This window comes from Streptomyces sp. NPDC002537 (genome assembly GCF_053594975.1).
Map to the genome: position 1 here is coordinate 121,180 of NZ_JBSFWT010000005.1, position 13,890 is coordinate 135,069.

The following is a 13,890-nucleotide window of genomic DNA, read 5'->3' on the forward strand; positions in this document are numbered from 1 at the left end:
GGCTCCCCCTGGTCAGGCGCGGCGGAAGACGGGCGGGCGCTTCTCCGCGAAGGCGCGGGTGCCTTCCTTCGCGTCGGCGGTGTCGAAGACGCGCATGCCGCGTTCGAGTTCGAGCGCGAGGGCCTCCCGTTCGCCGAGCCCCTCGGTGTCGTAGACGCACGCCTTGACGGCCTCGACGGCCAGCGGCCCGTTGGCGTTGACGGTCTCGGCGGTCTCCAGGGCCGCGGCCAGGGCCGTGCCGTCGGGCACGACGCGGCCGACGAGTCCGATGCGCTCGGCCTCGCGGGCGGTGTACGGGCGGCCGGTGAGCAGCATCTCCAGGGCGTGGGTGCGGGGGATCTGGCGGGTGAGGCGGACGGTGGAGCCGCCGACGGGGAAGAGCCCGCGGCGCACTTCGAAGAGGCCGAAGGTGGCGCTCTCGCCCGCGACGCGGATGTCGGTGCCCTGGAGGATCTCGGTGCCCCCGGCGACACAGGGGCCCTCGACGGCGGCGATGACGGGTTTGCGCGGGCGGTAATGGCGGAGCATGGCCTTCCAGTGCAGGTCGGGGTCCGCCTTCAGCCGGTCCCGGAAGGTATCGTCGGCCGCGGTCCGCCCGGCGAGCGCCTTGAGGTCCATGCCGGAGCAGAAGGCCCCGCCCGCGCCGGTGAGGACGACGGAGCGGATGTCGTCGTCCTCGTCCGCCTCCGCCCAGCCGTCGTGGAGCCCGACCAGCATCGGCAGGGAGAGGGCGTTCCTGGCCTCGGGCCGGTCGAGGGTGAGCAGCAGCGTGGCTCCGACGCGTTCGACCTTCAGGTGTGCGGTCCCGCCCATGAGGTGTCCTCCTGTCCGGCGACGCAGAACAGGGTGGCGGAGGCGGGGCCGCACTTCAAGAGTTTTCTGACTTCCCGTCAGATTGATGGGCCGGTTCCCCTTCCCACCCGTTCCCCCCGGCGCTCTAATGACCGCCGGGACGCCGTGGCCGCGCGCCGAGGGGCAGGAGAACGCATGGAGATGAACCTCGCCGACCTCTTCGAGTCGGTCGTCGACACGGTGCCCGGACGCGAGGCCCTGGTCCACGTCGAGCACCCCGGGAGCGGTGCCGAGCGGCGGCTGACGTACGCGGGGCTCGACGCGGCGGCCGACCGGCTGGCCCATCACCTCCGCGACAGCGGCGTCCGGCCCGGCGAGCACGTGGGGCTCCACCTCTACAACGGGGTCGAGTATCTGCAGACCCTCCTGGCGTGCCTGAAGCTCCGGGCCGTGCCCGTCAACGTCAACTACCGCTATGTGGCGGAGGAGCTGGCCTATCTCTACCGGGACGCCGACCTGGCGGCGCTGGTCTTCGACGCGGAGTTCACCGCGCGGGTGGCCGCCGCGCTCCCCCGGGCGGACCGGCTCCGCTACCTCGTCCGGGTCGGCGACCCTCCCGAGGGCGCGCCCGAACCCCGTGTCCGGCCCGTCCCCTTCGCGGACGCCGAGGCGTCCGGCGTTCCGGGGCGCGACTTCGGGGCGCGCTCCGGCGACGACCGGATCATCATCTACACCGGGGGCACCACCGGGATGCCCAAGGGCGTGCTGTGGCGGCAGGAGGACCTCTTCTTCTCCGGGCTCGGCGGCGGTGCGCCGACGGGCGAGCCGGTGCGCCGGCCGGAGGAGCTCGCCGAGCGGGTCGCGGCGGGCGGCGAGGGGCTCGTCTTCTTCCCCACCGCGCCGCTGATGCACGGCACGTCCACGCTCACCGCGTTCATCGCCTTCCACTTCGGCCAGAAGGTCGTCCTGCACCGCAAGTACGTGCCGGAGGAGGTGCTGCGCACCGTCGCGAAGGAGCGGGTCACCTGTGTCTCGCTGGTCGGTGACGCGATGCTGCGGCCCCTGGTGGAGGCACTGGCGGGGCCGCTGCGGGGCACCGACTGCTCGTCGCTGTTCAGCGTGAGCAGCTCGGGGGCCGTCCTCTCGGACACCGTGCGGGCGCAGTTCACGGCGCTCCTGCCGCATGTGGCACTGCTGAACAACTTCGGCTCGTCGGAGTCCGGCTTCAACGGCACCGCCACGGACGGCCGCGGCCGGGGCCTCCGCATGCGCGTCAACGACCGCACGGCCGTGGTCGATCCGGTGACGCGCGCGCCGGTGGCACCCGGGGCGGTGGGGCGCGTCGCCCAGCGCGGCCATGTGCCGCTCGGCTACTACAACGACCCCGTGAAGACGGCGGAGACGTTCTTCCACGCGCGGGGCGAACGGTGGGTCCTGCTCGGGGACATGGCGACCGTCGGCGCGGACGGTGTGGTCACCGTCCTGGGGCGTGGCTCGCAGTGCATCAACACCGGTGGCGAGAAGGTGTATCCGGAGGAGGTCGAGGAGGCCCTCAAGGCCCACCCCGACGTGTACGACGTGCTGGTCACGGGCGTCCCCGACGCCCGCTGGGGGCATCGTGTCGCCGCGGTCGTCCAGCCCCGGCCCGGCGCGGGGCCGCTCACCCTCGACATGCTGCAGGCCCACTGCCGCGCCCGGCTGGCCGGATACAAGGTGCCCCGCAGCGTCGTGCTCACCGACCGCATCGAGCGGTCCCCCAGCGGCAAGGCGGACTACCGCTGGGCGCGGGCCGTGGCGTCCGGCGACGGCGGCCCGTAGCGCCTTTGCCAGGTCTTGAGACGCGGGACATCTCCTGTGCGCCCGGTGGACACGGGGCACTCCGCGCGCGTTGGGGCGCCGGTGGCCGCGCGGGCCTTCAATCGGCGCGTCCCCTCCTCGTCCCCGGCCCCAGGAGTCCGCAATGACCCCCTTGTCCCGTCGTGGTTTCCTCGGCGCGGCCGCCGGCACCGGTGCCGCCGCCGCGTTCGGCGCCCTGCCGCTCCCGATCCAGCAGGCGATGGCCGCGAGTTCGCCGTCCGGCACGCTGGACGATGTCGAGCATGTGGTGATCTTTATGCAGGAGAACCGCTCCTTCGACCACTACTTCGGGACCCTCAAGGGCGTGCGGGGCTTCGCGGACCGTTCGCTGCTGCGCTTCCCCAACGGCTCCGACGTCCTGCGCCAGACCTCGCTCGGGCCGCTCGGCGGCGGTGTGCTGACGCCCTGGCACCTGGACACGGCCGCCACCGACGCCCAGCGGGTCCGCGACCTGGACCACGGCTGGTCCGGGACGCACAGCGCCTGGAACGGCGGCCGGTACAACAACTGGATACCCGCCAAGAGCGCCTGGACCATGGGCTACTACCAGCGCTCCGACATCCCGTTCCAGTTCGCGCTCGCCGAGGCGTTCACCATCTGCGACCAGTACTTCTGTTCCGTGCAGGGGCCGACCAACCCCAACCGGCTCTACCAGTGGACGGGGATGATCGACCCGGGCGGCAGACAGGGCGGCCCGGTCACCGACAACTCCGAGAAGGGCTACGGCTGGACCACCTACCCCGAGCGGCTGGAGGCCGCCGGGATCTCCTGGCGGGTCTACCAGCAGCAGGACAACTACGACGACAACCCGCTCGCTTGGTTCAACCAGTTCAAGAGCGCCAAGCCCGACTCCCCGCTCTTCGTCAACGGCATGCAGCGGCGCTCCGCCGACGCCTTCGGCCAGGACGTCGCGAACGGCACGCTGCCCGCCGTGAGCTGGGTCGTCGCCCCCGAGCGGCAGTCCGAGCACCCGGCCTACCCGCCCGCGTACGGCGCCGACTACACCGCGAAGTACGTCCTGGAGTCGCTGGCCGCGCACCCCGAGGTCTGGGCGAAGACCGTCGTCTTCCTGAACTTCGACGAGAACGACGGCTTCTTCGACCACGTCGCCCCGCCGGTGCCGCCGTCCGGCACGCCGGACGAGTTCATCGGGGGCTCGCCCATCGGCCTCGGGCCCCGCGTCCCGATGACCGTGATCTCCCCCTGGAGCCGGGGCGGGTACGTCCACTCCGAGGTGCTCGACCACACCTCGCCGCTGCGCTTCCTGGAGAACTGGACGGGCGTCAAGGAGCCCAACATCTCCGCCTGGCGGCGCACGGTGTGCGGCGACCTGATGAGCGCCTTCGACTTCGCCTCGAAGGACGCCTCCTTCCCCGCCCTGCCGGACACCACGGCCCTCGTCGCGGCCTGCGACCGGCAGCACTCGCTGCCCGAGGCCAAGCCGCCCGCCTCCGCGCAGCGTCCCGGCCAGGAGGAGGGCACCCGCCCGGCCCGGCCGACCGGCTACGGCTTCGACACCACGTCCTGGACCGACACCGCCACCCACCGCCTCTGGTTCAAGGTCGTCAACACCGGCACCCTGGGCGCCGGGTTCAGCGCCTACACCGTCAACCACCGGGCCTACGAGGCCTGGCACTACACCGTCCCCGTGGGCGGCGGCGCGAGCGACTACTTCAGCGCCCTCACCTACGGCGGCGGCAAGTACGACGTCGACCTGCACGGCCCCGACGGCTACCTCCGCGGCTTCAAGGGCGACGTCCGCACCTGGTCCGACGCCGCGAAGGCGCACCCCGAGGCGTCCGTGACGGCCTCCGCGCAGGGCTTGCGGCTCCTCCTGACCAACGGCGGGGGCACCCGTGTCACCTTCACCGTCTCGGACGGCACGACCGCCGCTGTCGCGGCGGGCGACCGCACCGAGCTGACGCTCGCCGTCCCCTCGTCGGGTGCGTACGACGTGACCGTCACGGCCGACGCGGGCGACGGCTTCGAACGGCGCTTCGCAGGGCGGGTCTTCGCCTGACACCGGCCGGCCCGGCGGGGCCGGGGCGCCGCCCGGTCCTCGGCGGGTCCGGGCGGCGCACGGACGGGTGTGGCGCGGACGGGTGTGGCGGGGGATCACCGTCCTGAACCCCGAGAGTCCGCCGTCACACGCAGTCGCCAATGCCTCCATGGCTCACTCTCCGGGTTGCGGTCGTCACTCACCCTTGTCACGATCTTCCTATCCGACCTCGCCCGAAATTCCGCGAGTCTCTTTCGTCTGCCGTTTCTCCTCGCGCTGTGGCGTTCCGTTTCGGATGTTCCTGTGGACTGTCACATGACAGGTGTGAGGTGTTTCTCCATGACGGACCCCATCGGCCCCACGATGGCCGGCGGAATTCAGACCATGACCGCCCAGGGCTACAGCGTCAGCTTCTACCCGGATGCCAACAACTACGACTTGGTCAAGGAAGGCAAGAGCCCCGTCTTCTACTGGGTCCCCAGCCAGCTGTCCATCGCCCGGCGAGACGGCGAGACCGGCGACTTCAAGTTCAGCCTGCTGCGCTTCGTGGGCGGGGTGGCGAGCGACGAGAAGAAGGAGAAGAAGGAAGCGACGAAGGAGAGCGTGGGCGGGCTGCTCAGTCTCACCACCACCGGAAGGATCCCCGCGGCGGCGATGACCGAAGCCCAGCAGAAGGTCGTCGAGGCGACCAAGGGCCACTCCCATGGGCTCTGGGACCACAAGGGAATCACGCCCCTCTTCACACCCGTGCTCCTGATGTCCAACACCACCTCGATCTCCAACACCAAGCTCACAGCGGAGGGTTACAAGTACTACGAGAAGGAGAAGAGCGGTGCCCTCAAGCTGCGTACCTCCGGGTATCTGGGGAAGAAGAACCGCGACAAAATGGTGAAGGGCACACCCCAGCGGGACGGCGACATCGGCAACTGGTACTGGGTTCTCCAGGGCGCCGGAGCGGGCTCGATCGACCCCGCGGCCGAGCACGCCTTCTCGGCGCTGGTCGGCAGCTATCCCGCGCAGATCCTCCACCAGGGGTTCAAAGGGAGCACGACGAGCCCCATCTTCGCCAGTTCCGTCATGCAGATCCAGATGTGGACACCCAAGGTCAAGCTGGAGATCTCGGGAGCGTGGAAGAGCATCTACCACCACTTCTCCACGCATGCCAACGCGCATGGCTTCTGGGCCACGGCCGACATCAAGCTGCGGTTCGACGAACTCCGGAAAACAGGCGACATCGAAGTCAAGATCACCCCGGCCGGCAACTTCCCGGGGTCGGACAAGATCGACGACTACCTCAGAGAAAAGTCCGACCTGCTGCTCGACAAATTCATGCAGGAGGCACAGCGTGTCATCTTCGAGCCGGCCCCCGTGAAGGAGTCGGCCGCGGAAGCCTCGTCCTCCGGGTCGGGGGCCAGCCCCTGGGGTTTCTCCCTGGCGCTCAAGTCCGGGTACGAGGAGACCACGCTCACGCTGAGCTATCGGGAGGAGACCCAGTTCTCCCACTTCCAGAAGCATGTGGTCTCCAGCTCGCTGGACGGCATGCTCCAGGAGATGGCGACCGGGGGAGCCGAGGCGGAGAAGAAGTACTTCCCCGTCGTCTATCTGGACGACTGGCCGAAGAAGCTGGCCAGGGTGTGCATCCCGATCGCGGCCTGGAACACCGGCGTCTACAACAGCCTCTCCGTGCAGATCGGCTATCCGAACGTCAAGGGTGAACTCCTCTGGGATTCCCATGTGTTCACCCGCCCGGCCCCGAACGAGACGCTGGAGCACTGGGTCTACCGCACCGTCCAGAAGGGCAAGGAGGATGTCGTCAACCCTCCCCCGGGCTGGGAACCGGACCGGAGCTTCGTCAAGCGGGTGATCCATTTCGAGGAGCCCGACCCGAACGACCAGTTCGTCGTCACCCAGCTGGACAGCGGCCAGTCGGAACTCAGGATCGACCCGGGCGAGAACGGCACCCCCCTCAACCAGGACGTCGAAGTCAGGGCCGAGTCCAACAGGCTGATGTCGGTCACCGTCCGGTTCATGGGCCGGCTCACCGCCGACCAGTTCGCCGAACTCACCCTGGAACCGGTGGACAAGGACGACAAGCCGGTCGGCCGGGACCCCGCGAACTTCCTCTGCGAGCCGGCGAACATCCACACCGCGCGCAGGTGGGTGGTGTGCCCGGCCCCCGGGACCGGGAAGCGGTTCCGCTACAAGATCAAGGTGACCGATGTCGACGAGGGCTCGGAGTGGGAGACCGCCTACAAGTTCACCAATACGGCGACGCTGGCGGCCGTCATCCCCAAGAAGAACGGTCAGGGCGTGACGTTCAGGTTCAAGGGCCGGAAGTAGGTGGAGGAGTGGCAGGGCGGGCCGACCGAGGTCGACGGCGCACGGACCGTCGAAACCGACGGCTACCGCTTCGTCTTCTATCCCGATGTGCTGAATTCGACGCGGACATCGAGCTGCCAGGTGTCCACCTTCTACTGGATGCTCGACCGGCTGTACCTGGCCCGTAAGGACGGCACCGGTCCGCGCCCGTACGACTTCTCCTTCACCCGCTACGCCCGGCTGGGTGGCAGAGCGCAGGAGGACGTCTGCGGAACGGTGCGGTTCACTCTCGCCGCCGACATCCCGAAGGAGATCATCAACAACGCCACCCACAAGCTCTATATGGACTCCACCATATCGGACCCCTATTGGGGGACGGCGTCCTGGTGGTCGGAGGCCTACATTCCGCTGACCTTCCATTTCACCCACACCACGCTCTCCGGAACGGGGGTGAAATCCCAGCATGTCGTCCGCCGGTTGACCGGTGCCGATCCCTGGTACTGCGAGAAGCAGGGCGCCGACACCGGGCCGATCACCGTGCAGGACCGCCGTACGTACACCACGCTGATGGGAAAGCACTACACGGAGCTGTTCCACCGGGCGGTCGTGGAGAACGCCGAACCCCTCACAGTGAACCGCACTTTGGGCATCGAATTCATCGCCCCCACCGACAGCTTCTCCCTGCGTGGGAACTGGCCCGCGGTCCGCGCGGAGCTCCTGAAGGAGACCAGGGGCGCCGACCGGGACATCACCCTCGACCGGATCGGAAGCGCCCTGGAGCGACTGCGTACGGCGGGTGATCTCACGGTCGACTGCGTCCCCGACCACACCGTGCCGGACGACAGCAGATTCGTGCGGAATCTGCTCCGGCACTCCGGCTGCGCGGACGGCCGGTTCCTCGAACTCGCCCGCGCCGCCGTGCTGGAGGGGGCGGGCCATGCGCCCACGGCCCTGGCCACCGACGCGGACGGGCCGCCGAACCCCTGGGGCACCAGTTGGCGGGTCGCGCCGGCCGATCCGCCCGACCCAGAGCTGAACAGCGTCGCCGAGGGCGCTTTCCGCTATCTCCGGCCGATCGGTGTCTCGACCCGTTTCTCCACGGAGTTCGAGGAGATCCGCGCCGAGCCCGCCACCTATTTCTTCAGCCACTATCCCGATGACACGGCCCACACCCTGCAACGGGTCTTCCGGCCGGTCATCGCCCACGACAACCCGGCCGTCGCCTCCGTCTCGGCCTGCTGCGGCTACCCGGACACCACCGGAAAGATCCTCTGGGAGGGCCGGGCCTTCCCCCGCCCGTCGGGCGCCGGCGGAGAACCCGGGACATGGGTCTACCGCACCACCCAGAAGTCCAAGGACGAGATCGCCGACCCACCGCCGGACTGGACCTCGGACCGGACCTTCGTCAAACGCCGGGTGCAACTGCGGCCCGGGGCGGAGGCGAGCGGCGAACTCTGCGTCGTGCAGAACGACGCAGAGGAGATCGACATCGACCCGGGCCCGAACGGCGCGCTGCTCAACGACGCCGCGATCGATGTATCGGTCACCATGGTGCGGCATCTCGATGTCCATCCGATCCTCCTCCACCGGAGAGTCGGAAAGAACGAGACGGTGCGGGTCCGTCTCGAAGCGCTGGACGCGTCGGGAAATCCTGACGGAACGCACTGCGCCGAATTCCGGTGGCAGGGCGACAAGGACCACCGGGCCCGCCGCTGGATCGTCTTCCCCGACGCCCCCGGCTTCCCGGCCCGGTTCCGCTACCGGGTCACCGTACAGAACGGAGACATCAGCCGGACCGGCCCCTGGATCGCTTCCTGCGGCAATGGGGCACTGCACATCTTCGCCCTGCCCATGGCGAAGAGCCGAAGGAGAAGGACATGATCGGTTCCAAGAGGGAAGCGCGCGACCTGTCCATGAAGAAAGGCTCGCGGATTCCTCCCTATCCGCCCCTCGAAAGGTACGACGGCATCGAGCTGGTGTGGCATCACGTTGTTCCGTACCACAAGTTGGCCGCCTTCTGGAACGATTTGATCGAATATCCGGATCGCATCGCCGAAGTCAAGCGGATGGCCGACCGCATGGCCGCCAGGTTTCCCGACTACCGAACGACCCTGACCGACTGGGACCGCGATAACATCATCGCGCTGCTCCGACAACTCCCCACCTACACGCACGATCCGAAGAAGTCGATTCCCGGGGAAGGGTGGGACAACTTCACCCTGATCTACGGTACGGCCCCGGGAAACGCGTTCGTCGGACCGAAGAAGGAGAACCGGAGCGACGACCCCGAGGACAAGTTCGAATCCGGCTGTGAACCGATCATCACGAAGGACCGGTTCAACCGGCTGAAGGCCCTCGACGGGAACCTCGACACCTATCTGAGGACCCACAGCAAGAACGATGCGATCACCGTCCTCCGGGGCCTGGAGACCGACATGATCGACAAGTACGAGATCCCCCAGTTCAAGATCAGTCAGTGGGACAGGGTCGGCGACAAGTTCTCCATCAAGAAAAAGAGGGACGACGGCAGACAATTCCCCGGCACGGAACGGAAGAAGATCAGGGTCCGGGGCAACGTCGACCTCGAGATCGAGTTCTGAGCCGTTCCGGGCTCCGGCGCCGGGCGCGTGATCCGAACGCGCCGGTTTCGGGGAGGGGCGGGGCTGGGGAAGATCCCGGCTATGGCGGAGGCAGCGGAGCGGATGTCACGGGCCGAGCTCGGAGGGCTGCAACTCGCGCGCCTGCGCGGCACCCTGCGGCGCGTCTACGACCGCGTCCCCTTCTACCGGCGCGCCTTCGACGCCACCGCCGTCCGCCCCGAGGACTGCCGTACGCTCGCCGATCTCGCGCGGTTCCCGTTCACCACGAAGGCCGATCTCCGCGAGAACCACCCCTTCGGGATGCTCGCCGTGCCGGAGTCGGCGCTGTGCCGCATCCACGCGTCCAGCGGTACGACGGGGACGCCGACCGTCGTCGGCTACACCCGGCGGGACCTCGACACTTGGGCGGAGGTCGTGGCGCGCTCGCTGCGGGCGGCGGGGGTCAGGCCCGGCCAGAAGGTGCATGTGTCGTACGGATACGGGCTGTTCACCGGCGGGCTGGGGGCGCACTACGGTGCCGAGCGGCTCGGCTGCACGGTGATCCCCGCGTCGGGCGGGATGACGGCGCGTCAGGTCCGGCTGATCCGGGACCTCCGTCCGGAGGTCGTCATGGCGACGCCCTCGTTCATGCTCACGCTGCTGGACGAGTTCGAGCGCCAGGGCGTCGACCCCCGTTCCGCCTCGCCGCGGATCGGCATCCTCGGGGCGGAGCCGTGGACCGAGGGGATGCGCCGGGAGATCGAGGAGAGGTTCGCGCTCGACGCGGTGGACATATACGGGCTGTCCGAGGTCATGGGGCCGGGCGTGGCACAGGAGTACGTGGGGACGAAGGACGGGCCGCACCTCTGGGAGGACCACTTCTACCCGGAGATCGTGGACCCCGTCACGGGCGTGGTGCTGCCGGAGGGCGAGCGCGGCGAGCTGGTGCTCACCTCGCTCACCAAGGAGGCCATGCCGGTCGTCCGCTACCGCACCCGTGACCTCACCCGGCTGCTGCCGGGCACGGCCGGGGTCTTCCGGCGGATGGAGCGGATCACCGGGCGCAGCGACGACCTGATCATCCTCCGGGGCGTCAACCTCTTCCCGGGCGAGGTGGAGGAGATCGTGCTGGCCGTGCCGGGCGTGGCCCCGCACTTCCGGCTGCGGCTGACCCGCGAGGGACGGTCGGACCGGCTCACGGTGCGGGCGGAGGCGCGGCCGGACGCGACGGCGGAGCAACGGGCGGTGGCCGCGCGGGAGATCGTCCGCCGGGTGAAGGACGGTATCGGTGTCACGGTCGGCGCCGAGATCGTGGACCCGGGCACCCTCGAACGGTCGGCGGGCAAGCTCAGCCGGGTCGTGGACGAGCGGGCCCGCGGACGGTGATCACATCGCGCGTCCCCGGCCCTGCCAGTACGGTTCCCGCAGCCGTCGTTTGTAGAGCTTGCCGTTGGGGTCCCGGGGCATCGTGGCGATGAACTCCAGGGACTTGGGGCGTTTGTAGCCCGCCAGGTGGTGCGCGCAGTGGGCGAGGAGTTCGCCGGCCAGGCGCTCGCCCGGGGCGTGTCCGTCGGCGGGCTCGACGACGGCGCGCACCTCCTCGCCCCAGTCGTCGTGCGGGACGCCGAAGACCGCGGCGTCGGCGACGGCGGGGTGGGCGAGGAGCACGGACTCGATCTCGGCGGGGTAGATGTTGACCCCGCCGGAGATGATCAGGTCGATCTTGCGGTCGCGGAGGAAGAGGTAGCCGTCCTCGTCCAGGAGCCCGAGGTCGCCGACGGTGAAGAAGTCGCCGATGCGGTTCCCGCGGGTCTTGCCGTCGTCCTTGTGGTACGCGAAGCCGCCGGTGGTCATCTTCATGTAGACGGTGCCGAGCCGGCCGGCGGGCAGGCGGCGGCCTTCGTCGTCGAAGACGGCGAGTTCGCTGATGGGCCAGGCCCGGCCGACCGTGCCGGGCCTCTTCAGCCACTCCTCGGCGGTGGCGAAGGCGCCGCCGCCCTCGCTGGCCGCGTAGTACTCCTCGACGCAGCTCCCCCACCAGGCGATCATGGCCCGCTTGACGTGCTCGGGGCAGGGCGCGGCCCCATGGACGGCGTGCCGCATGGACGAGACGTCGTACGCGGCCCGTATGCGCTCGGGCAGCCCCAACAGCCTCTGGAATTGAGTGGGGACCATGTGCGTGTGGGTGCAGCGGTGGGTCTCGATGAGGCGCAGCATCTCTTCGGGCGTCCATTTGTCCATCACCACCAGCCGGTGCCCGAGGTGCAGGGACGCGCCCGCGAACTGGAGGACGGCCGTGTGGTAGAGCGGCGAGCACACCAGGTGGGTGTTGCCGTCGAACGGCTTGATGCCGAAGATGCCGAGGAATCCGCCGAGGTGGAACTCCTCGGGCGGCCTTCCGGGGAGGGGGCGGCGGATGCCGCGGGGCCTGCCGGTGGTGCCGGAGGTGTAGTTCATGACCCAGCCGAGCGTGCGGTCGGGGGGTGGGCTGCCGGGGCGGTCCGCGAGCAGTCCCTCGTACGGGCGGAAGCCCGGGATGTCCCCCACGGCGTGGCGGCCGGCGGCCGGGAGCCCCGCCTCGTCGGCGGCGGCGCTCGCGGTGGCGGCAAACCGCTCGTGCGCGATGAGCGCCTTGGCGCCGGAGTCGGCGACGATCCAGGCGACTTCGGGTACGACGAGGTGGTGGTTGACGGGGACGAGGTAGAGACCGGCCTGGGTGGCGGCGAGCCAGGCGGTGAGGAGTTCCTCACCGTTGGGGAGGACGGTGGCGAAGGAGTCGCCCCGGCGGAGTCCGGCGGCGCGGAGGCCTCTCACCAATTGGTTGGCTTTCGCGTGGAGTTGACCGGCGGTGCGCTGTTGTCCGGTGGGGGTGATCAGTACGGTGCGGTCGGGGTCGGCGGTGGCTTGGGCCCAGAAACCTTTGGGTGGGTGCGGCATGTGGGTGCTCCTCCGTGGTTCCTCCGTGCTTCTCCGTGCTTCTCCGGCTGCGGGCCGGTTTGCCGCCTGCGGCGGGAGCGGCCTGCGGCCGCGTCCTCAATCGCCGGACGGGCTGGATGTGCGGACTGTGGTCCGAGACTTGCGGGCCTGTTCGCCGCCTGCGGCCGCGTCCTCGAACGCCGGACGGGCTGGATTTCGCGGGCCGTGGTCCGCAAGCTGCGGGCGCATTCAGCCCTGCTGGCGTTCGGGGACCGGGTCCGGGGCGGCGATGCGGGTCAGGCGGGTGACCGCCCGCTCGAAATCCGATGTCAGGTCGTCGAAGACGGCGCGGACGCTGCGGCACTCGTTCATCCGGCCCACGATCTGTCCGACCGGCGTCCCGAGCAGCGGCTCGGCCTCGTACTTCTGGATGCGGGAGAGGGCCTCCGCGACGAGCAGGCCCTGGAGGGGCATCGGCAGGGGGCCGGGGCCGTCGGGGGCGTCCCACGCGTCGGTCCAGGCGGTGCGCAACTGGCGGGCCGGTTTCCCGGTGAGGGCCCGGGAGCGGACCGTGTCGCCCGATCCGGCGGCGAGGAGCTTGGCGACCAGCGCGGGTGAACGCAGGCCGGCCTCCTCCGTGGTGAGCCAGAGGGAGCCCAGCCACACCCCTTGCGCGCCGAGCGCGAGGCCCGCGGCGATCTGTTCGCCGCTGCCGATGCCACCGGCGGCCAGCACGGGCAGCGGGTCGACGGCGCGTACGACCTCCGGGGTGAGCACCATGGTCGCGATCTCGCCGGTGTGGCCGCCCGCCTCGTACCCCTGGGCGACGACGACGTCGACGCCCGCGTCCCGGTGCCGGACCGCGTGGCGGGCGCTCCCGGCGAGGGCCGCGACGAGGACGTCGCGGTCGTGGGCGCGCCGGACGACGTCGGCGGGCGGCGCGCCGAGGGCGTTGGCGAGCAGCGCGAGGGGGTAGTCGAAGGCGACGTCGAGCTGGGCGCGGGCGACCTCCTCCATCCAGCCGGTGATCCGCCATCCGGAGCGCTCGCCCTCGGCGAGTTCGGGGACGCCGTGCCGGGCGAGGGTCTCGGCGACGAAGCGCCGGTGGCCGTCCGGGATCATGGCTTCGACGTCCGCCTCGGTCACCCCCTCGACCTTCTTCGCGGGCATGACGACGTCGAGCCCGTACGGCTTGCCGTCGGTGTGTTCCGCCAGCCAGTCGAGGTCGCGCCTCAGCGCGCCGGGGTCGGCGTAGCGTACGGCGCCGAGCACGCCGAGCCCCCCGGCGCGGGTGATGGCCGCGGCCACCGCGGGGAAGGGGGTGAAGCCGAAGACGGCGTGCTCGATTCCCAGGCGCTGGCTCAGCTCCGTCCGCATGGGCGGCAGGATGCCGCAGCGGGCCGGTCGAGGGAAGAGGTTTTCTGATGC

Annotated in this window: 9 protein-coding genes; 6 read left to right on the plus strand and 3 right to left on the minus strand. The window is 70.0% G+C overall.

Going from position 1 to position 13,890, the window contains the following annotated elements; all coding sequences use genetic code 11:
* Positions 1-12 precede the first annotated feature (12 nt).
* Entirely contained in the window at positions 13-813 is an 801-nt protein-coding gene (locus tag ACWD4A_RS04105; RefSeq protein WP_451189231.1) for a crotonase/enoyl-CoA hydratase family protein, read from the minus strand.
* A gap of 174 nt (positions 814-987) precedes the next feature.
* Here ACWD4A_RS04105 and ACWD4A_RS04110 point away from each other — a divergent pair, with 174 nt between their 5' ends.
* The 6 genes from ACWD4A_RS04110 to paaK all read left to right on the plus strand — a co-directional run bounded on the left by ACWD4A_RS04110 (position 988) and on the right by paaK (position 10,932).
* A complete protein-coding gene (locus ACWD4A_RS04110) occupies positions 988-2,610 on the plus strand; it encodes an acyl-CoA synthetase (protein WP_451189233.1) in 1,623 nt (540 codons plus the stop codon).
* A gap of 142 nt (positions 2,611-2,752) precedes the next feature.
* A complete protein-coding gene (locus ACWD4A_RS04115; protein WP_451189236.1) occupies positions 2,753-4,669 on the plus strand; it encodes a phosphocholine-specific phospholipase C in 1,917 nt (638 codons plus the stop codon).
* A 318-nt stretch (positions 4,670-4,987) separates the two neighbouring features.
* Complete coding sequence (locus tag ACWD4A_RS04120) at positions 4,988-6,988, plus strand: hypothetical protein (protein WP_451189239.1); 2,001 nt, start codon at positions 4,988-4,990, stop codon at positions 6,986-6,988.
* On the plus strand, positions 6,989-8,848 hold the full coding sequence (locus ACWD4A_RS04125; protein WP_451189242.1) for a hypothetical protein: 1,860 nt from the start codon (positions 6,989-6,991) through the stop codon (positions 8,846-8,848).
* Positions 8,845-9,567: a hypothetical protein gene (locus ACWD4A_RS04130; protein WP_451189245.1), complete on the plus strand. Its 723-nt coding sequence runs from the start codon at positions 8,845-8,847 to the stop codon at positions 9,565-9,567. The genes ACWD4A_RS04125 and ACWD4A_RS04130 overlap by 4 nt, the downstream gene beginning before the upstream one ends.
* Positions 9,568-9,639: 72 nt before the next feature.
* Positions 9,640-10,932, plus strand: a complete 1,293-nt coding sequence (gene paaK, locus ACWD4A_RS04135; RefSeq protein ID WP_451189355.1) for a phenylacetate--CoA ligase PaaK — start codon at positions 9,640-9,642, stop codon at positions 10,930-10,932.
* Here the strand turns inward: paaK and ACWD4A_RS04140 are convergent, their stop codons facing one another.
* Together ACWD4A_RS04140 and ACWD4A_RS04145 are read right to left on the minus strand one after the other, a co-directional pair.
* Positions 10,933-12,483 (minus strand): acyl-CoA synthetase, encoded by a 1,551-nt coding sequence (locus ACWD4A_RS04140; RefSeq protein WP_451189249.1) that lies wholly within the window; start codon positions 12,481-12,483, stop codon positions 10,933-10,935. It abuts the gene before it with no gap.
* Positions 12,484-12,711: 228 nt separating this feature from the next.
* Positions 12,712-13,839 carry an NAD(P)H-dependent flavin oxidoreductase gene (locus tag ACWD4A_RS04145; RefSeq protein WP_451189252.1) on the minus strand — a complete coding sequence of 376 codons (1,128 nt, stop codon included), beginning with the start codon at positions 13,837-13,839 and terminating at the stop codon, positions 12,712-12,714.
* Between the last annotated feature and the right edge of the window lie 51 nt (positions 13,840-13,890).

Excerpts from the sequence above, each read along its gene's own strand:
- ACWD4A_RS04130 (WP_451189245.1), top strand. The coding sequence starts at position 8,845 with ATGATCGGTTCCAAGAGGGAAGCGCGCGACCTGTCCATGAAGAAAGGC.
- ACWD4A_RS04145 (WP_451189252.1), bottom strand. The coding sequence starts at position 13,839 with ATGCGGACGGAGCTGAGCCAGCGCCTGGGAATCGAGCACGCCGTCTTC.
- ACWD4A_RS04115 (WP_451189236.1), top strand. The coding sequence starts at position 2,753 with ATGACCCCCTTGTCCCGTCGTGGTTTCCTCGGCGCGGCCGCCGGCACC.
- ACWD4A_RS04140 (WP_451189249.1), bottom strand. The coding sequence starts at position 12,483 with ATGCCGCACCCACCCAAAGGTTTCTGGGCCCAAGCCACCGCCGACCCC.
- ACWD4A_RS04120 (WP_451189239.1), top strand. The coding sequence starts at position 4,988 with ATGACGGACCCCATCGGCCCCACGATGGCCGGCGGAATTCAGACCATG.
- ACWD4A_RS04110 (WP_451189233.1), top strand. The coding sequence starts at position 988 with ATGGAGATGAACCTCGCCGACCTCTTCGAGTCGGTCGTCGACACGGTG.
- ACWD4A_RS04105 (WP_451189231.1), bottom strand. The coding sequence starts at position 813 with ATGGGCGGGACCGCACACCTGAAGGTCGAACGCGTCGGAGCCACGCTG.